This window comes from Comamonas sp. UBA7528, from assembly GCF_002479375.1.
Taxonomy (GTDB): Bacteria; Pseudomonadota; Gammaproteobacteria; order Burkholderiales; family Burkholderiaceae_C; genus Comamonas.
This window is the reverse complement of sequence record NZ_DLMU01000005.1, coordinates 133804-152252: the sequence shown is the minus strand read 5'-3', so window position 1 is coordinate 152252 and position 18449 is coordinate 133804. Positions and strand designations below refer to the sequence as shown.

General features: G+C 64.5%; 19 protein-coding genes and 1 pseudogene. 9 read left to right on the top strand and 11 right to left on the bottom strand.

Features of this window, described 5'->3' with window-relative positions; translation table 11 throughout:
• Nucleotides 1–6 precede the first annotated feature (6 nt).
• Complete coding sequence (locus tag B3349_RS06570; protein WP_291587448.1) at nucleotides 7–654, bottom strand: RNA pyrophosphohydrolase; 648 nt, start codon at nucleotides 652–654, stop codon at nucleotides 7–9.
• Nucleotides 655–744: 90 nt separating this feature from the next.
• Here B3349_RS06570 and B3349_RS06565 point away from each other — a divergent pair, with 90 nt between their 5' ends.
• Nucleotides 745–2490 (top strand): proline--tRNA ligase, encoded by a 1746-nt coding sequence (locus B3349_RS06565; RefSeq protein ID WP_291587447.1) that lies wholly within the window; start codon nucleotides 745–747, stop codon nucleotides 2488–2490.
• Between the two features lie 80 nt (nucleotides 2491–2570).
• On the opposite strand, the gene paeA is transcribed toward B3349_RS06565, so the two are convergent.
• From paeA to hemA, 5 genes are all read right to left on the bottom strand, one after another.
• A complete protein-coding gene (paeA, locus tag B3349_RS06560) occupies nucleotides 2571–4004 on the bottom strand; it encodes a polyamine export protein PaeA (protein ID WP_291587446.1) in 1434 nt (477 codons plus the stop codon).
• Between the two features lie 207 nt (nucleotides 4005–4211).
• A complete protein-coding gene (gene grxD / locus B3349_RS06555; RefSeq protein WP_066540866.1) occupies nucleotides 4212–4535 on the bottom strand; it encodes a Grx4 family monothiol glutaredoxin in 324 nt (107 codons plus the stop codon).
• A gap of 55 nt (nucleotides 4536–4590) precedes the next feature.
• Nucleotides 4591–5448 carry a peptide chain release factor N(5)-glutamine methyltransferase gene (gene prmC, locus B3349_RS06550; protein ID WP_291587445.1) on the bottom strand — a complete coding sequence of 286 codons (858 nt, stop codon included), beginning with the start codon at nucleotides 5446–5448 and terminating at the stop codon, nucleotides 4591–4593.
• A 97-nt stretch (nucleotides 5449–5545) separates the two neighbouring features.
• Entirely contained in the window at nucleotides 5546–6628 is a 1083-nt protein-coding gene (gene prfA, locus B3349_RS06545) for a peptide chain release factor 1 (protein WP_291587444.1), read from the bottom strand.
• A gap of 123 nt (nucleotides 6629–6751) precedes the next feature.
• Nucleotides 6752–8044, bottom strand: coding sequence for a glutamyl-tRNA reductase (hemA, locus tag B3349_RS06540; RefSeq protein ID WP_291587443.1), 1293 nt, complete (start codon nucleotides 8042–8044; stop codon nucleotides 6752–6754).
• Nucleotides 8045–8116: 72 nt separating this feature from the next.
• Between hemA and B3349_RS06535 the strand changes: the two genes are divergently transcribed.
• Nucleotides 8117–8395, top strand: coding sequence for a hypothetical protein (locus B3349_RS06535; protein WP_280011671.1), 279 nt, complete (start codon nucleotides 8117–8119; stop codon nucleotides 8393–8395).
• 136 nt (nucleotides 8396–8531) lie between these two features.
• Here B3349_RS06535 and B3349_RS06530 read toward each other — a convergent pair whose 3' ends face one another.
• Nucleotides 8532–9464 (bottom strand): LysR substrate-binding domain-containing protein, encoded by a 933-nt coding sequence (locus B3349_RS06530; RefSeq protein WP_291587442.1) that lies wholly within the window; start codon nucleotides 9462–9464, stop codon nucleotides 8532–8534.
• A gap of 173 nt (nucleotides 9465–9637) precedes the next feature.
• On the opposite strand from B3349_RS06530, the gene B3349_RS06525 reads away from it, so the two are divergent.
• The 7 genes and pseudogenes from B3349_RS06525 to B3349_RS06490 all read left to right on the top strand — a co-directional run bounded on the left by B3349_RS06525 (nucleotide 9638) and on the right by B3349_RS06490 (nucleotide 14522).
• A complete protein-coding gene (locus B3349_RS06525; protein ID WP_291587441.1) occupies nucleotides 9638–10624 on the top strand; it encodes a tripartite tricarboxylate transporter substrate binding protein BugE in 987 nt (328 codons plus the stop codon).
• Nucleotides 10624–11529, top strand: coding sequence for an N-formylglutamate amidohydrolase (locus tag B3349_RS06520; protein WP_291587440.1), 906 nt, complete (start codon nucleotides 10624–10626; stop codon nucleotides 11527–11529). Before B3349_RS06525 ends, B3349_RS06520 begins: the two co-directional genes overlap by 1 nt.
• Nucleotides 11530–11836: 307 nt before the next feature.
• Entirely contained in the window at nucleotides 11837–12178 is a 342-nt protein-coding gene (locus tag B3349_RS06515) for a DUF6572 domain-containing protein (RefSeq protein WP_291587439.1), read from the top strand.
• 87 nt (nucleotides 12179–12265) lie between these two features.
• Nucleotides 12266–12685 (top strand): hypothetical protein, encoded by a 420-nt coding sequence (locus tag B3349_RS06510; RefSeq protein WP_291587438.1) that lies wholly within the window; start codon nucleotides 12266–12268, stop codon nucleotides 12683–12685.
• 110 nt (nucleotides 12686–12795) lie between these two features.
• A complete protein-coding gene (locus B3349_RS06505; RefSeq protein WP_291587437.1) occupies nucleotides 12796–13062 on the top strand; it encodes a hypothetical protein in 267 nt (88 codons plus the stop codon).
• Nucleotides 13022–13210: pseudogene (locus B3349_RS06500) on the top strand (transposase); the annotation flags it as partial. The gene B3349_RS06505 and the pseudogene B3349_RS06500, both read left to right, overlap by 41 nt.
• 331 nt (nucleotides 13211–13541) lie before the next feature.
• The gene (locus B3349_RS06490; protein WP_291587436.1) at nucleotides 13542–14522 is read left to right on the top strand and encodes a Bug family tripartite tricarboxylate transporter substrate binding protein; all 981 of its coding nucleotides are present in this window, start codon (nucleotides 13542–13544) and stop codon (nucleotides 14520–14522) included.
• 153 nt (nucleotides 14523–14675) lie between these two features.
• Here the strand turns inward: B3349_RS06490 and ugpQ are convergent, their stop codons facing one another.
• The 4 genes from ugpQ to ugpA all read right to left on the bottom strand — a co-directional run bounded on the left by ugpQ (nucleotide 14676) and on the right by ugpA (nucleotide 18351).
• On the bottom strand, nucleotides 14676–15452 hold the full coding sequence (ugpQ, locus tag B3349_RS06485; protein WP_291587435.1) for a glycerophosphodiester phosphodiesterase: 777 nt from the start codon (nucleotides 15450–15452) through the stop codon (nucleotides 14676–14678).
• 88 nt (nucleotides 15453–15540) lie between these two features.
• Nucleotides 15541–16548 carry a sn-glycerol-3-phosphate import ATP-binding protein UgpC gene (locus B3349_RS06480; RefSeq protein WP_066540567.1) on the bottom strand — a complete coding sequence of 336 codons (1008 nt, stop codon included), beginning with the start codon at nucleotides 16546–16548 and terminating at the stop codon, nucleotides 15541–15543.
• Nucleotides 16549–16618: 70 nt separating this feature from the next.
• Entirely contained in the window at nucleotides 16619–17467 is an 849-nt protein-coding gene (gene ugpE, locus B3349_RS06475) for a sn-glycerol-3-phosphate ABC transporter permease UgpE (RefSeq protein ID WP_066540570.1), read from the bottom strand.
• Between the two features lie 2 nt (nucleotides 17468–17469).
• Nucleotides 17470–18351, bottom strand: coding sequence for a sn-glycerol-3-phosphate ABC transporter permease UgpA (gene ugpA, locus B3349_RS06470; protein ID WP_291587432.1), 882 nt, complete (start codon nucleotides 18349–18351; stop codon nucleotides 17470–17472).
• Nucleotides 18352–18449 lie beyond the last annotated feature (98 nt).

Sequence of the window (18449 nt, the reverse complement as noted above, 5' to 3'; positions counted from 1 at the left end):
TGCCGCTCAGGACTGGGGTGCCTGGGGGTCCGGGTCAAAGCTGGCGCCGGGAGGCAGTTCCAGCCCCGGGTTCAGCAGCAGGCCGGTGCGCTGCGGAGGAATCAGGGGATCGGGCTCGCCGGCCAGCGGAGAACCATCGCGTCCCCGCATGCCGCTGCGCAGATAGCGATTGCGCTGTTCATGGCGGGGCAGAAAGCGGGCCAGTTCGGTCAGGGCCAGTTCGTACACCCCGCGTTTGAACTCCACCACCACATCCAGCGGCACCCAGTAATCGTTCCAGCGCCAGGCATCAAACTCGGGGTGGTCGGTGGCACGCAGGTTCAAATCCCAGTCGTGTCCGGTCAGCTGCAGCAAATACCAGATCTGCTTTTGCCCCTTGTAATGGCCCCGCGCGTCACGGCGTATGTAACGGTCTGGCACCTCGTAGCGCAACCAATCCCGGGTGCGGGCCACCACGCGAACGTGGTTGGGCTTCAGCCCCACTTCTTCATGCAGTTCCCGGAACATGGCCTGTTCGGGCGTTTCGCCCCGATCAATGCCGCCTTGTGGGAATTGCCAGCTGTGGGTGCGGATGCGTTTTCCCCAGAACACCTGGTTCTTGTGGTTGAGCAGGATGATGCCGACGTTCGGGCGAAATCCGTCCCGGTCAAGCATAATCGAACCCCAATTTTGTCTATTGCGGCCATTATGCACGGTGCTCTGCACCCGGCAAGGTCGCCGACCCGATATTCCGTTTTCCTGCCCATGAAAGCTTCCCAATTTCTCATCTCCACCCTGAAAGAAGCTCCGGCCGACGCCGAAGTGGTCAGCCACAAGCTCATGACGCGGGCTGGCATGATCAAAAAACTGGGTGCAGGCATTTACAACTACATGCCCATGGGCCTGCGGGTGATCCGCAAGGTCGAAGCCATCGTGCGCGAGGAAATGAACCGCGCCGGGGCCATTGAGGTGACCATGCCTGTGGTGCAGCCTGCCGAGCTGTGGCAGGAAACCGGCCGCTTCGAGAAGATGGGCCCCGAGCTCCTGCGCATCAAGGACCGCCATGAGCGCGACTTCGTGATCCAGCCCACTTCCGAAGAAGTGGTCACCGACATCGCCCGCCAGGAGTTCAAGAGCTACAAGCAGCTGCCCAAGAACCTCTACCAGATCCAGACCAAGTTCCGCGATGAGCGCCGTCCGCGTTTCGGTCTGATGCGTGGCCGCGAGTTCATCATGAAGGACGCCTATTCCTTCGACAAGGACCGCGACACCGCCCAGATCAGCTACCAGACCATGCGCGAAGCCTACAAGCGCATCTTCGACCGCTTCGGCCTGCAGTACCGCGCGGTGCGGGCGGACTCGGGCGCCATCGGTGGCGATCTGAGCGAGGAATTCCAGGTGATTGCCTCCACGGGTGAAGACGCCATCGTCTACTGCCCCCAGAGCGACTACGCTGCCAACATTGAAAAGGCCGAAAGCCTGGCTCCCACCCAGGCCCGCCCTGCGGCCGGCCAGGTCATGGCCAAGGTCGCCACGCCCGGCAACAGCACCTGCGAATCAGTGGCCGCCCAGCTGGGTCTGCCGCTGGCGCAGACCGTCAAGTCGCTGGTGCTGGCCACCGACGAGCTGGACGACAAGGGTCTGATTGCCAAGACCCAGGTCTGGCTGCTGCTGCTGCGCGGCGACCATGAGATGAACGAGATCAAGGTCGGCAAGGTGGACGGTCTGGCCGGTTTCCGCTTTGCCTCGGTGCCCGAGATCGAAGACCACTTCGGTTGCAAGCCCGGCTACCTGGGCCCCATCAACCTGAAGAAGCCCGTGAACATCGTGGTGGACCGTGATGTGGCGGTAATGGCCGACTGGGTCTGCGGTGCCAATGAGGAAGACTTCCACATCACGGGCGTGAACTTCGGCCGTGATCTGCCCGAGCCCGCCCTGGTGGCCGATCTGCGCAACGTGGTGGCCGGTGACCCCTCGCCCGACGGCGCCGGTGCACTGGCCATCGAGCGCGGTATCGAGATCGGCCACGTGTTCTACCTGGGCACCAAGTACTCCCAGGCCATGGGTGCGACCTTCCTGGGCGACAACGGCAAGCCCCAGCACTTTGAAATGGGCTGCTACGGCATTGGCGTGACCCGTCTGCCGGCCGCGGCCATCGAGCAGAACCACGACGAGCGCGGCATCATCTGGCCCGACGCGATTGCACCCTTCACCGTGGTGGTCTGCCCCATCGGCATGGGCCGCAGCGAAGCCGTGAAAACCGCCGCCGAGCAGCTCTACCGCGAACTGCTGGCACTGGGCGTGGACGTGATCCTGGACGACCGTGACGAGCGCCCCGGCGCCATGCTGGCCGACTGGGAACTGATCGGCGTGCCCCACCGCGTGGTGCTGGGTGACCGTGGCTTGAAGGACGGTGTGGTCGAGTACCAGCACCGCCGCGATACCGAAGCCACCAAGATCGCGGCGGGCGACATCCTGTCGGACCTGAAGGGCCGGCTGGGCTTGAACTGAGCCCCCGCGCCAGCGCGATGAGCAAAAAAAGGCAGCCTCGTGGCTGCCTTTTTTTCATGCCGTGCACACAGGCCGGGTGCTCAGGGCACGCTGGGGGTCGGGTTTTCGCGTCCGGCCGCCGGCTGCTGCGGCGACTGGAGGGGAGGATGGGCCACGCCGGTGTGCAGCGGCGGGGGCAGCTCGGGCGCCGGCGGGGCGGGGGGGAGCGGGGTCTTGCCGTCGTCCGAAAGGCGGGAAACCAGCACCTGGTCAATGCGGTAGCTGTCCACGTCGATCACCTCGAACTTGTAGCCCCCCCAGTTCACGCTGTCGGTGCGGCGCGGTACGCGGCGCAGCATCACCATCAGAAAGCCGGCCAGGGTCTCGTACTCTTCTTCGTGGGGCATCTCTTCCAGGTTCAGTGCCCGCAGCACGTCGTCGATGGGTGTGACCCCGTCGATCAGCCAGGAGTGTGTGTCGCGGCGCACAATCTGCTGCTCGTCGTCATCGGGGGTCACCAGGTCGCCCATGACCGTGCTCATCACGTCGTTCAGCGTGACCACACCCACCACCAGGCTGTACTCGTTCAGGATGATGGCAAAGTCTTCGTGCACCTGCTGGAACTGGTCCAGCACCTCAGCCAGCGTCAGCCGGTCCGGCACGATCAGCGCCTTGTGCACCAGGGGACTGCCGTCCTTGAGCGAGATGGGCTGGTTGTTCAGCGCGCGCTGGAACAGGTCCTTGGCGTCCACATAGCCCACCACATGGTCGATATCGCCATCGCATACCGGGTAGGTGGAGTAGGGCTCCTCGGCAATGCGGGCGCGGATCACCGGGTCCGGATCGTCGCGGAGAAAGTAGGCGATGCGGTCGCGCTGCGTCATGGCCGACGACACGGTGCGCGAATCCAGCTCGAACACATTGGCGATGACCTGCTGCTCGCGGCGGGCCAGCACGCCGGCGCGGGCACCGGCTTCGGTCATGGCCAGAATGTCGTCCGAGGTGATTTTCTCGTCACGCTTGTCCGGCAGGCCAAACAGCCGGAACAGCGCATCGGTGATGCGGCTGTAGAACCAGACGATGGGCTTGAACAGGGTGATGCACAGCTGCATGGGGCGCAGCACGCGCACCAGCAGGTATTCCGGCTCGGTCATGCTCAGGCGCCGGGGCAGCAAGTCGGCGAACAGAATGAACAGCGAGGTGATGACGAAGAAGGACAGCACCGAACCCGCGCTGTGCGCCGAGCCCGCTGGCAGCCACCAGGCCAGCAGCTCGGCAAAGCCGGCACTGAACGTGCCTTCGCCCACGATACCGCCCAGGATGGCGATGGCGTTCTGGCCCACCTGCACCACGGTGAAGTAGTCACCGGGCTGCTCCTGCATCTTCATGGCCTTTTCTGCACGGGGGTCGCCTTCGTCGGCCATCTGGCGCAGGCGCAGACGGCGGGAAGCGGCCAGGGAAATTTCGGCCACGGCCACGAAGGCACTGGCGGCTATCAGCAGGGCAATGATGAGCAGGCTTTGGGTCAAGGTCATAGGTCAGTGGGGTGGCTGGTGACTGCCTAGCGTCACCATTGTGCATGCCTCCTTCGCATGCAGGCAGGAGGGATTCCGTGCCGCTGCCATGCGGCCAGAAACGAAAAACCGCCCAGAAGGGCGGTTTCGGACAAAGCAGGGGCCATGCCAGCCAGACTGGTCATCGGAGTTGGCATTGGTCCCAGCAGGTGCATGGCGTGCGGTGCCTCAGGCCTGGCCGTCCAGCAGCTGCTTGAGTTCACCGGATTCGTACATCTCCATCATGATGTCCGAGCCGCCGATGAATTCGCCCTTCACATACAGCTGGGGAATGGTGGGCCAGTTGCTGTAGTCCTTGATGCCCTGGCGGATTTCCTGGTCTTCCAGCACGTTCACGGTGGAAATCGCCTTGGGTTCCACGCCGCAGGCCTTCAGGATCTGAATGGCGCGGCCGGAGAAGCCGCACATGGGGAAGCTGGCGCTGCCCTTCATGAACAGCAGGATGTCGTTGTTCTTGACCAGTTGGTCGATGCGTTGTTGAACGTCGCTCATGGGGTTCTCCTTGTAGGGGAGCTGCAGGCGCATTGCTCTGCAGCATTGCCTCTGATTATTTCACTGTCTGGCCACCACCGGGTGCGCACGGTATTTGCCCACCTGTGCAACGGGCAATCCCGGCCAGGTCCTGGCGGCTGTGCACCTGGGTGAAACCGGCGGTTTTCAGCAGTTGTTGGACTGCCTCCGACTGGTCCCAGCCGTGCTCGATCAGCAGCCAGCCGCCGGGCACCAGGTGCGCCGGGGCCTGGGCGCAGATGGTGCGGATGTCATCCAGCCCGTCGGCACCACTGGTCAGGGCCTGGCGTGGCTCGTGCTGCAGCGCGGGCATGTGGGGGTCGTCCTCGCGGATATAGGGCGGGTTGCTGACGATGACATCGAACCGGCCTTCCACCTGTTCCAGCCACGACGAATGCAGCACACGCACCGGCAGCTTCAGCTGCGCAGCATTGGCGCGCGCCACGGCCAGGGCATCCTGACTGTAGTCCACCGCAGTGACCAGGGCGTCGGGGCGCTGGTGCTGGATGGCCAGCGCGATGGCGCCGCTGCCCGTACCCAGGTCCACCACTTTCGGGGCGGGCAGCGCTTGCAGCACTTCCAGTGCCCATTCCACCAGGATCTCAGTGTCGGGGCGGGGGTCCAGCACACGGGCATCCACTTGCAGCGGCAGGCCAAAGAATTCCTTGTGGCCGGTCAGATAGGCCACGGGCTCGCCGTTCAGGCGGCGCGCCAGCAACTGTTCCCACTGGGCGGCCTGCGCGGGGGACAACGGCTCGCTGTCGTGCGTCAGCAGCCAGGCGCGCCCGGCATCCTGCCGGCCCACACAGTGCAGCAACAGCAGTTGCGCATCGATGCGGGCCAGACCGCGCTGGGTGGCGTGCTGCAGGGCCTGGGCCAGGGTGGGGGCGTTCATGGTGACAGTCTGTCCGGTTGCGGGGCGGGTTGGCGGGCTGAACCGTGGGGAGCGTGGCGGTACGCAAGCACAGCGTGTGTCTGCACAAGCCTCGGCTTCAGCCGTTGACTTCCAGCTCGGCCAGAAGCTCAGCCTCGCGGGCATGCTGCAGCGCGTCCAGCACATCGCCCAGATCCCCCTCCATCACTGCCAGCAGCTTGTACAGCGTCAGGTTGATGCGGTGGTCCGTCAGGCGGCCCTGGGGGAAGTTGTAGGTCCGGATACGGTCCGATCGGTCGCCCGAGCCGATCAGGCCCTTGCGCAATGCGGCCTCTTTGGCGGCACGCTCACTGCGCTCCTTTTCCTGGATGCGCGCCTGCAGCACCTGCAGAGCCTTGGCCTTGTTGCTGTGCTGGCTGCGGCCATCCTGGCATTCGGCCACGATGCCGGTGGGCAAGTGCACCACGCGCACGGCCGAATCGGTCTTGTTGATGTGCTGGCCGCCGGCGCCGCTGGCGCGGAAGGTGTCAATGCGCAGATCGGCCGGGTTCAGGGTGATGGCCTGGTGCTCGTCCGGCTCGGGCATCACGGCCACCGTGCAGGCGCTGGTGTGGATGCGGCCCTGGGTTTCGGTGGCGGGCACGCGCTGCACGCGGTGGCCGCCGGATTCAAAGCGCAGGCGGCCGTAGACGTTGTCACCGTCCACGCGCAGCACCACTTCCTTGTAGCCGCCGATTTCGTTCTCATTGGCGCTCATCACTTCCACCTTCCAGCCCACATTGGTGGCATGGCGGGTGTACATGCGGGCCAGGTCGCCGGCAAACAGCGCGGATTCATCGCCACCGGTGCCGGCGCGGATTTCCACAAACGCAGGGCGGGCGTCGTCCGGGTCTTTGGGCAGCAGCAGGCGCTGCAGTTCGTCCTCCAGCTGCACCAGCGCGGCTTCGCCGCCGCTGATTTCGTCCTGTGCCATCTCGGCCATGTCGGGGTCTGCCAGCATCTCGCGTGCGGCGGCGATGTCGGCCTCGGTCTGCAGGTAGCGCTGGTAGCGGCCGGCCACGGCGGTCACATCGGCGTGCTCGCGTGAGATGCTGCGGTACTTCTGCATGTCGCCCATGATGTCTTCACGGGAGAGCAGAAAGTCCAGTTCTTCCAGGCGCTGGGCAAAGCGCTCCAGCTGGTTGCGCAAAAAAGGCTTCATGGCGGGGCAGGGGGCGGATGGGTGCTATCCGAAGGATAGCTGCTCACGCAGATGGATATGGCGTGAGAGGGCGATCTGACTGCAGCACGCCGAGCGCGGCCGCAGCCTGGCAGGTGGTCTGCGCTAACGGTCGCTGCGACGGGCGCGCAGGAACAGGCGGGAGACGGTGGCGGCGGTCTGGGCGCGTTCTTCCGCATCGCCCTGGTGCAGCGCCGCCATGGTGCCGTGCATCATCTTCTGGGTCAGGCCGCGGGACAGGGCTTCCAGCACAGTGTCCATGTCTTCCCCCTTGGCCAGCAGCTTTCTGGCGCGGGCGATTTCCAGGGTGCGCCATTCGTCGGCCTGGGCATTGATCTGCTGGATCAAGGGCACCACACCGCCCAGGGAGCGCTGGTCCATCCACTGCACGAAATTCAGCACGCCGGCATCGATGATGGCTTCGGCCTGGGCTACGGTGGCCTGGCGGCTGGCCTGGGCGGTCTTGACCACGCTGGCCAGGTCGTCGACGGTGTACAGGTACACGTCGCGCAGGTCCTTGATTTCGGGCTCGATGTCGCGCGGCACGGCCAGGTCGACCATGAAGATCGGGCGGTGCTTGCGTTTCTTCAGCGCACGCTCCACGGCCCCCAGTCCGATGATCGGCAGGCTGGAGGCGGTGCAGCTGATGATGGCGTCGTACTCGTGCAGGTGGTCCGGAATGTCGGCCAGGCGCATCACGCTGGCGCCCAGGCGGCACGCCAGTTTTTCGCCGCGCTCCAGCGTGCGGTTGGCGATGGTGATCTGCTGCGGGTTGCGCGCCGCAAAGTGGGTGCTGGCCAGTTCGATCATCTCGCCCGCGCCCACGAACAGGATGCGGATCTTGGAGAGGTCTTCAAACAGCTGGGCGGCCAGGCGCACGGCGGCAGCGGCCATCGAAATGCTGTGCTCGCCGATTTCGGTGGAGCTGCGCACTTCCTTGGCCACGGCAAAGCTGCGCTGGAACAGCTGGTTCAGGGTGGTGCCCAGGGCGCCCGCATCTTCGGCGGCGCGCACGGCGTTCTTCATCTGGCCCAGGATCTGGGTTTCACCCAGCACCATCGAGTCCAGGCCCGAGGCCACACGGAAGGCATGGCGTGCGACCGAGCCGCTTTCCAGCAGGTAGGAATGCTGGCGCAGCACATCGGGGGTGACACCGCCGGACTGGGCCAGCCAGCCCAGCGTGTGGTCAAGCGCGGGGGCGTCGGCGGCGCAGTAGATCTCGGTGCGGTTGCAGGTGGAGATGATGGCCGTTTCCACCTCGGGGTGGCGGGTGGCACTGGTCAGCGACTGGCGCAGACCGGTCAATGTCGGTGCAATCTGGTCGAGTGCGAACGCAAACCGGCCCCGTAGATCCAACGGTGCCGTGTGATGGTTGATGCCGAGAGCCCAGACTGCCATAGACCATGATTATAAAATTCAGCGGCCTTTTGCGTTGGACCACAACGCAAAGACTTGATCTGTGTCATTTTCATGCCTGCCCTGACCTTCCTCAACCACCTGCTCAATTTTCTGGCACCGGCCGTTTTTCTGGCGGTGCTGCTGGGCGTGGGAGGGCGAATCTTCTGGCGCTCGGCCACGCCGCTGGTGAACCTGTGGGAGCAGATGCTGCTCAACGCCGTTCTCGGCGCAGCTGTGCTGGGCCTGTGTTTGGCGCTATGGGGCCGTGACGGCAAGCTGGCCACCTACGCACTGCTGGTGCTGGCTATGGGCAGCTGCCAGTGGCTGCTGCTGCGCGGCTGGAAAGCCTAGCGCGGGTGGCGAAGGCGGTGGACAACCGCTCTGGAGCAGGCCGGCTGGCCACCCCCATATATCTGCTGACCTCAGGGGTATAGCGCCGCGCGGGCGGGAGAACTGGGGGCTTGGGACTGCTACATAAAAAGCGCTTTTAGAGCGGCTCGGCGGCTGCCCCGTGTGGCTGCGCCGCACGGTCCAGGGCCGCCTGCTCCAGCACCCAGTGGCGGAAATCCTGCAGCTCGGCGCTGGCGGGGCGCTGGGCCGGGCGGCAGAGAAAGTAGCCGCGCTCGATGCGGAATGCCCGTTGCACCGGCACCACAATGCGCCCGCTCGCCAGGTCCTCCTCGATCAGGCAGCGCTGCACCACGGCCACGCCCATGCCGGCAATCACGGCCTGCACCAGCAGCGTTACCTGCTCGAAGTCAGCCACCGGCGCGGGACACAGATCCTCGCAGCCCATCTTGCTGAACCAGCGCGCCCAGTTATCGGGGTAGTTGGTATGGGCCAGCAGGGGGCGGACCATCAGGTCTTCGGGCCTGCGGATGGCCTGTGCGCCTTCCATGTCCTGGGGACGGCAGATGGGCACCAGGTCCTGCCCTACCAGGTAGTCGGCAGCCAGTTGGTCCGGCCACGGGTCGGCGCCGATGCGCACCCAGGCATCGGTCTGGGGATCGGTCAGCGGGTCGTCGCGGCGGTAGGGGGCAAAGCTCAGCACCGTGCCGGGATGGCGAGCGGTGAAATCTGGCAGGCGCGGAATCAGCCAGTGGCTGAAAAGGGTGGGCGGCACCGACAGACGCAGCTGCCGCCCGCTGCGGCGGCGGCGCATGGCGGCGGTGGCAGATTCGATGGTGAAGATGGCCGGGCCGATGGCGTCCAGATACTGCCGGCCGGCGGTGCTCAACACGCTGCGGCGTCCCAGGCGTTCGAACAGGGCAAAGCCCAGATGCTCTTCCAGCCGGGCGATGGCGCGGCTGATGGCGCCTTGGGTGACGCTCAGCTGCTCGGCCGCCAGCGTGTAGCTGCCCAGGCGCGCCGCCTGGGCAAAGGCATGGAGTTCGGACAGGGAAGGAGACTGGATGCGCATGGGGGTCGGGAAGCAGAAGGATGCCGAGGAGCACCATCCCTGCAAGCAGCTTTTGCGCCCATTATGAGCATTGGTAATGCATGCGTGCCTTTTTGTCCCTTTTCGCCAGGTGCGCCGCAGCCAAGAATGGTCGCATTCACAACAATCCCCGAATTCTGAGGAGAAGCACCCCCATGCAACTGCGCCGTACCCTGCTGGCTTCCGTGGCCGCTGCCGCCGCCCTGAGCGCCCTGGCGCCCGCTGTCTTTGCGGCCGACGCCGTCTACCCCAGCCGACCGATCCGGCTGATCGTGCCGTTTGGCGCTGGCGGTTCCACCGACATGGTGGCCCGGCTGCTGGCCGAGAAGATGGGCCCCATCCTGGGCCAGACCGTGGTGATCGAGAACAAGGGCGGTGCCGGCGGCTCGATTGGCGCTTCGGAAATCGCCAAATCCGCACCGGACGGCTACACCATCGGCATGGCGACGGTGTCCACCCACGGCGCCAATCCGGCCATCATGACCAAGCTGCCGTATGACGCGAAGAAGGACTTTGCCCCCATCACCAATGTGATGAGCGTGCCCAGCGTGTTTGTGGTCCACCCCAGCGTGCCGGCCAAGACCATGAAGGAGTTCATTGCCCTGGCCAAGGCCCATCCCGGCAAGTACACCTTCGCCTCGCCCGGCACCGGTTCGCTGGGCCACGCCAACATCGAGAACTTCATGAATCTGGCGGGCATCGAACTGCTGCACATCCCCTACAAGGGCGCAGGCCAGGCCCTGACCGATGCGCTGGGCGGCCAGGTCAACGCCATGACGGACAACCTGCCCTCCTCGCTGTCCAACATCCAGGCCGGCAAGCTGCGTCCGCTGGCCGTGCTGGCCTTCAAGCGTGCCGAGGTGCTGCCGGATGTGCCGACTTACACCGAGCTGGGCTATGCCCAGATGGGCGACGGCGGCTGGTTCGGTCTGGTGGCCCCGGCTGGCACGCCCAAGGCCGTGATCGCCAAGCTCAATGCCGCGGCACACAAGGCGATGCAGGACCCTGCCTACCTGGCCAAGCAAAAGGAAATCTCCGGTGAAGGCATGGCCAACACGCCCGAACAGTTTGCCAAGCAGATCGACACGGCCATTGCCCGTTACACCGCCGTGGCCCAGCGCGCCAACATCAAAATCAACTGATGACTGCGACTGCTGCCTTGCCTGATTTCCTGCAACCCCTGCCCCAGCAGCCGGTGGTGGTGCGCCCGCCCCAGGGCGCGGTACTGCCGCTGGTGTGCGATTCGCCGCACAGCGGTACCGCCTACCCGGCCGACTTCGGTGTGGCGGTGCCCCTGGCGCTGCTGCGCCGCGGAGAAGACACCCATGTGCACCGTCTGTGGGATGCCCTGCCCGACTACGGCGCCACGCTGATCGAGGCCACGTTCCCGCGCACCTACATCGACCCCAACCGCGCGGAAGGGGACATCAACCCCGCCATGCTGGACGGGGAGTGGCCTGTGGCGCTGCAGCCCGGTCCCAAGACGCTGCAGGGCCTGGGCCTGGTGTGGGAGCGCATCAGCCAGGCCGGCCAGTCCACCCCGGTGTACGACCGCAAGCTGAGCGTGGCCGAGGTGCAGCAGCGCATCGAGCGCTACTGGCGCCCCTACCATGCGGCGGTGAGCCAGGCCATCCGCTGGAGCGTGGACCGCTTTGGCGGTGTGTGGCACATCAATCTGCACTCCATGCCCAGCGATGTCTACCAGCGCCTGGGTACGCCGGACAAGCAATTGGCGGATTTTGTGCTGGGCGACCGGGACGGCACCACCTGCGCGCCGGAGTTCATCCACCTGATCGGTGACACGCTGCAAGCCCAGGGTTACAGCGTGGCCTACAACGAACCCTACAAGGGCGTCGCGCTGCTGGCCGACATCGGCCAGCCCCATCTGCAGCGCCACAGCATGCAGATCGAGATCAACCGCCCGCTCTACATGGACGAGGCCACGCGCGAACCCAACGCCGGCTTTAAGCCGCTGCGCCAGAACCTGCAAAAAGTGATGGCCGTGGTGAGCGACTACGTGCGCCAGCAGTTGCCCGTACGTGGCTGATGGCCCTGCCTGGGGCCACGGCGGCGTGCATGCCGCTGTCGCCCAGGCAGCTTGCACAGGCTGACGGCTGGGGTTGCCCCCGTCCGTCCGCACGGTTCCCGTTTCTACAATCGCGCCAACGGCCCCGGTAGGGGCCGGATTTGCGTGGGCTGTTCGCACCGGCCTGCGCAGACCTTGCATTGCCAAAAAAACGGGAGACAACACCATGCAAAAAATCGTGCGCACCAGCCTGGCCCTGGCGGATGGTGGGCGGCGACTGCGGTACGACGACAATCGGCCACAACCTGACCTTCGCACGTAGCTCCCGATGACCGTCGAAAACACCTCCATCGTTGACGCCATTGGGACAGACAAGGCGACTGGCGCGGTGTATCTCACTATCACGGATCATTTGCACTGGGACACGGCACACCTCCGACTGCTGCAGGAGAAAATTAACCTGTACCTTGGCTTCATCGAGTCCGGTGAAATCTATGCCTCATTCCCCAACGCCAAAGGCGCGCCGCTGGTCATCGATGTGTTCACAAAACTTCGGCCGTCCGAGGACGCTGTACGCTTCCTGAAGCAGGCCGAGGCCGTCGTCGCGAGCTATGGCGCGTCCTTGCGTCAGGCCCCGTCCACCGACGGCTATGCCGATGATGCGGCGTAGCCGCTCACAGGCTACAGTCGGCCAACACCGGACCTCCCGACTTCGGTCGGAATTTCGCTCCGAACTAATTCCCTATCCCCATACGCCATGAGCCCTTGGTTATCGAATCCGGTCGTTCACACATCCATCGGCGACATGGCCGTCGAGCTCCAGATGCCGGCCGGTGGGCGGCCGAGCTCGGCGATGCTTGAGTTGGTGTCGAAGCTCGTCGAGTACGCGAAGCAAAATGCGGAACACATCCTGGACCTCATCTACGCGCACTACCGGTACGCCGAGGCTAATGAGTGGCTCGACTTCTGGGATGTCCCTGGGGGGCTGGCCAGAGCCGAGGTCATGAACGAGGTAGAATCAGTCGCGCTTGTGGTGGACGACGAACTCGTCGCAAGCGTGTACGTCAACCCGCATTGGGACCCAGAGCACAAGCTCGACCTTCTCTTTGAAGGGACGATTACTGCTGTCAACGGTGAAGCGTTCGACCTGGTCGACGGTACTTTGATCCTGCGCTGAGTTGCATGGCCGTCGGCCAGAATGCGGGTCAGTAACGGACATTGAATCTATGACATTGCGCTACAAGCGAGAGGGCTACTCCGAAACACGAGACGGGCTTTGCATGGGTCATGCTGAGTGCTCCGAACTTCAAGTACGGGCTAACCCTCGACGAGGTATTCGCTGGGCTTGAACATGGTTACCAGTCCGTGCGTCCAAAACTCAAGGATGCGGAGCGCATTGCGCAGTGGGAAGCCTCACATCAGAAGATGCAGGAGGCCTATGCTTTCTACAGGTGGGCTATTGCCGGTTTCAAAGACACCTTGTTGAGGTGGAAGATGAAACCTGAGGTGGGTTATGGGAGCGAGACGGCAATTCAGCCGGGAATTCAAGATTGAAACGGTCAAGCTGGTGATCGAACGAGGCGTTGCAGTGGCGCAAGTTGCGCGCGACCTTGATGTGCACGAGACACGGCTGAGAGTATGGTTGCGCGAGTTGACGGCAGACCCGCTGCAACGCCACAGCATGCAGATCGAAATCAACCGCCCGCTGTACATGGACGAAGCCACACGCGAACCCAACGCCGGCTTTGAGCCGCTGCGCCAGAACCTGCAAAAAGTGATGGCCGTGGTGAGCGACTACGTGCGCCAGCAGTTGCCCGTACGTGGCTGATGGCCCTGCCTGGGGCCACGGCGGTGGGGATGCCGCTGTCGCCCAGGCAGCTTGCACAGGCTGACAGCTGGGGTTGCCCCCGTCTGTCTGCACGGCCCCCGTTTCTACAATCGCGCCAACGGCCCCTGCAGGGGCCGGATTTGCGTGGGCTGTTCGCAGCGGCCTGCGCAGACCTTGCATTGCCAAAAAAACGGGAGACAACACCATGCAAAAAATCGTGCGCACCAGCCTGGCCCTGGCGGCCGGCGCTCTGCTGTCCGTGGCCCAGAGCCAGGCCCTGGCCCAGACTTTTCCCAGCAAACCCATCCGCGTGGTGGTGGGCTTTCCCGCCGGCGGCCCGCTGGACCAGCATGCCCGCCTGCTGAGCGACAAGCTGCAGGCCGTGCTGGGTCAGCCCATCGTGATGGACTACAAGCCCGGTGCCGGCGGCACCGTGGGCGCGCAGGACGTGATGAAGGCACCGGCCGACGGTCATACCCTGATGGTGGCCAACACCGGCGTGATGGCCATCAACCCTGCGCTCTACCCCAAGCTGCCCTATGGCACGCTGAAGGACTTCACCCCCATTGCCCGCACCGCCATGCAGCCGCTGGCGCTGCTGGTCAACAACCAGGTGCCGAGCAAGACGCTGCCGGAATTCATTGCCTACGCCAAGGCCAATCCCGGCAAGGTCAACTATGGCTCGGCCGGCAACGGGGGCATCAGCCACCTGGTGCCCGAGATGTTCAAGATCGCCACCGGCACGCACATGGTGCACATCCCCTATCGCGGCAGTGCCCCGGCGTTTGCCGACCTGATGGGCGGCCAGGTGCAGTTCATGGCCGAAAGCATTCCCCAGGCCGCCAACTACCACAAGCAGGGCAAGGTGCGCGCCCTGGCGGTGACCAGCAAGACCCGCAACCCCGCACTGCCCGATACGCCCACGGCCATCGAAAGCGGCCTGAAGGGCTTTGAGGTGGTGGGGTTCTACGGTTTCCTGGCCCCGGCCGGCACGCCCAAGGACGTGGTGGCCAAGCTGAGCGACGCCTTCCAGCAGGTGATGAACAACACCGATGTGCGCGAGCGCATGGTGACCCAGGGGGCCGACCCGGCCTTCCTGGGCGCGGACGATTTCGCCAAGTTCCTGGGCGGCGAGCTGCCGCGCTGGGCGGCGGCGGTGAAGTCCTCCGGCACGAAGATGGATTGACCGCCAGGGTCCTTGCCTCTTCGCCTTGTCGTCGCTGCTCCGGTGCGGCGTGGGCACAGGGAGGGCGGGGTCCATGCCAAGGCCTGCGCACAGAAGGCACCGCCATCAAAAAAGCCCGGGACTGCCGGGCTTTTTTGTTGACGATGCTCCTGCTTACAGCTGGCTGTGGGTCTGCGCCGGGCTGAACAGGTCCACGCGGTCGGTGATGATGCCGTCCGTGCCCAGGTCGATCAGGCGCTGGGCGGCCCATTCGTCGTTCACCGTGTAGCTGCTACAGCGCAGGCCGGCGCCGTGCACCTTGGCCACCAGCTCGGGGGTCCACAGGGCGTGGTTCAGCACCATGGCGCTGCAATCGAGCTCCAGGGCGGTCTGCAGTTCGGCATCGCCGCTGCCATCGGCCAGCTTGTCCACCAGCAGGCCGCGCGGAATGTGGGGGGCGACTTCCCGGGCGCCGCGCAGGGAGTCCGGCTTGAACGAGGTGAACAGCGGCGGCACTTCCGCCTGGGGCCAGATGCGGTTCATCAGCACACCGCAGGCGCGGCCGGTTTCCAGCTCCTGGCCGGGCGTGGGCTTGATTTCCACATTCAGGTGCAGGTGGTTGGCCAGGCACCAGCGGGCCAGGGCCTCCAGCGTGGGCAGCGCTTCGCCCGCATAGGTACGCGAATGCCAGCTGCCGGCGTCCAGCTCGGCGATCTGGCCCATGGTCAGCTCGCCACCGATGCCGTGGCCGTTGGTCGTGCGTTCCAGCGTGGCGTCGTGCATCAGGAACAGCACGCCGTCGCTGCTGAGCTTGGCATCGCATTCGAAGAAGCGGTAGCCGTGCAGGGCGCCCAGGCGGAAGGCGCTCAGGGTGTTTTCCGGTGCCAGCTTGCCGGCGCCGCGGTGGGCCACCCAACGGGGGTAGGGCCAGGGTTTCAATGCAGTAGTCATAGTCTTGCCAGTGCGAACGTGACAAGAGCACCACAAGCTGGGCCTGGGGTGCTCTTCTTTCAGGATTCAGTGAGCCCGGGGGCGGGCTTTATGCGCGCTTTCCCGTTTCGGCGTTGAACCAGTGCAGCCGGTCTTCGCGGGCCGAGATGCGGGCCGTTTCGCCGGGCTTGGGGAAGGGCTTGCCTTCTTCGATGCGGACGGTGACGTCCTCATCGCCCACCTTGCCGTACAGCAGGCGCTCGGCACCCAGCAGTTCCACGGTGTGCACCTTGAATTCCACGCCGCCGGTTTCGACCAGGTCGATGTGCTCGGGGCGGATGCCCAGAATCAGGCCGGGCTTGCCATTGGGCGAGTGCTTCAGCAGGTTCATGGGAGGCGAACCGATGAAGCCGGCCACGAAGGTGGAGGCCGGGGTGTGGTAGACCTCTTCGGGCGTGCCGAACTGTTCCACATGGCCGCCGTTCATCACCACCATGCGCTGGGCCAGGGTCATGGCCTCGACCTGGTCGTGGGTCACGAACAGGCTGGTGATGCCCAGCTCGGCGTGCAGCTTCTGGATTTCCAGGCGGGTCTGGCCGCGCAGCTTGGCGTCCAGATTGGACAGGGGTTCGTCAAACAGGAACACCTGGGGCTGGCGCACGATGGCGCGGCCCATGGCCACGCGCTGGCGCTGGCCGCCGGACAGTTGGCGGGGCTTGCGGTCCAGCAGGTGGCTCAGTTCCAGAATCTTGGCCGCCTTGTCCACGCGGCGCTTGATCTCGTCTTCCGGCACCTTGGCGAGCTTCAGGCCATAGGCCATGTTCTCGTAGTTGCTCATGTGCGGGTACAGCGCGTAGTTCTGGAACACCATGGCGATGTTGCGCTTGGCGGGTTCCAGGTCATTGACCTTCTTGTCGCCGATGACCAGATCGCCATCGGTGATTTCTTCCAGGCCGGCAATCATGCGCAGCAGCGTGGACTTGCCGCAGCCCGAGGGGCCGACCAGCACGACGAATTCGCCGTCCTTGATCTCGACGTTGATGCCGTGGATGACGGGCACGGCAGTCTTGCCGATGCCGTAGCGCTTGACGATGTTCTTGAGGGAAATGGAAGCCATAACAGTCGTATTTCGTTCAATGGGTCACAAGGTGGTGGGTGCAGCCAACAGGGTCAGGATTGGTCGAGATTTACTTCTCGGTATCCACCAGGCCTTTGACAAACCACTTTTGCATCAGGATCACCACGGCCGTGGGCGGCAGCATGGCCAGGATGGCGGTGGCCATCACGATATTCCAGTCCACGGCGGCTTCGCCACCGGCCAGCATGCGCTTGATACCGATCACCACGGGGTACATGTCTTCCGAGGTGGTCATCAGCAGCGGCCACAGATACTGGTTCCAGCCGTAGATGAACTGGATCACGAACAGTGCGGCAATCGAAGTCTTGGACAAGGGCACCAGGATGTCCTTGAAAAAGCGCATGGCGCCGGCGCCGTCGATGCGGGCGGCTTCCACCAGCTCGTCCGGCACCGTCAGGAAGAACTGGCGGAACAGGAAGGTGGCGGTGGCCGAGGCGATCAGCGGCAGGGTCAGACCGGCATAGCTGTTGAGCAGGCCGAGCTCGGCCACGACCTTGTAGGTCGGCAGGATACGCACTTCCACCGGCAGCATCAGCGTCAGGAAGATGGCCCAGAAGCAGACCATCTTGAAGGGGAAGCGGAAGTAGACGATGGCGAAGGCCGACAGCAGCGAGATGGCGATCTTGCCCACGGTGATGATGATGGCCACCCAGAAGGAGACCCACATCATGTGCACGACGTTGGTGTTCGAGCCGAGCTTGCCGGAGCCCAGCAGGGCTTCGCGGTAGTTTTCCCACATGTGGGCGCCGGGCAGCAGCGGCATGGGCGACTGGACGATGGCTTCCGCGGTGTGGGTGGAGGCAATCAGGGCCAGGTACAGCGGGAAGGCCACGATGGCCACGCCGAGGATCAGCACGGCATGGGACAGGATATTCAGCCAGGGGTTGCGATCAACCATGATCAGTACTGCACTTTCTTCTCAACATAGCGGAACTGAACCACAGTCAGCACGACAACGATCAGCATCAGGATCACGGACTGGGCTGCCGAGCCGCCCAGATCCAGCGCCTTGAAGCCGTCCTGGTAGACCTTGTAGACCAGGATGGAGGTGGACTGGCCGGGGCCGCCCTGGGTGGCAGCGTCGATGATGCCGAAGGTGTCAAAGAACGCGTAGACGATGTTGATCACCAGCAGGAAGAAGGTGGTGGGCGACAGCAGCGGCAGCTGGATGTTCCAGAAGCGGCGCCAGGGGCCGGCACCGTCGATGGACGCGGCTTCGATCAGCGCCTTGGGAATGGACTGCAGGCCCGCCAGGAAGAACAGGAAGTTGTAGGAAATCTGTTTCCACACCGAGGCGATGACGATCAGGGTCATGGCCTGGTTGTCGTTCATCATGTGGTTCCAGTTCACACCCAGCTTGCCCAGGTAGTAGGTCACCACGCCGATGGACGGCGAGAACAGGAACACCCACAGCACGCCGGCGATCACCGGGGCCACGGCGTAGGGCACGATCAGCAGGGTCTTGTAGACCATGGCGAAGCGCACGATGCGGTCGGCAAAGATGGCCAGGGCCAGCGACACAGCGATGCCCACGCCAGCCACCAGCACCGAGAACAGGGCCGTGCGGTTGAAGGAATTCAGGTAGGTCGGGTCGGCGAGCAGGTTGCGGAAGTTATCCAGCCCCACCCATTCGGTGCTCATGCCAAAGGCGTCTTCCATCTGGAATGACTGGAGCACGGCCTGGCCTGCGGGCCAGAAAAAGAAGACGCCAATGATGAGCAGCTGGGGTGCGATCAGCAACCAGGGCAACCATTTGGACCGGAAAAGTACGCGTTTTTCCATGGGATTCACAAACTCAAAAGCCGCCGTTGCCCATGAAAGGAACTGCGGGGGGCTAGGGTCGCTGCCTCCACCGCAGCAGGTGGGGAAGCGAGTCGAAA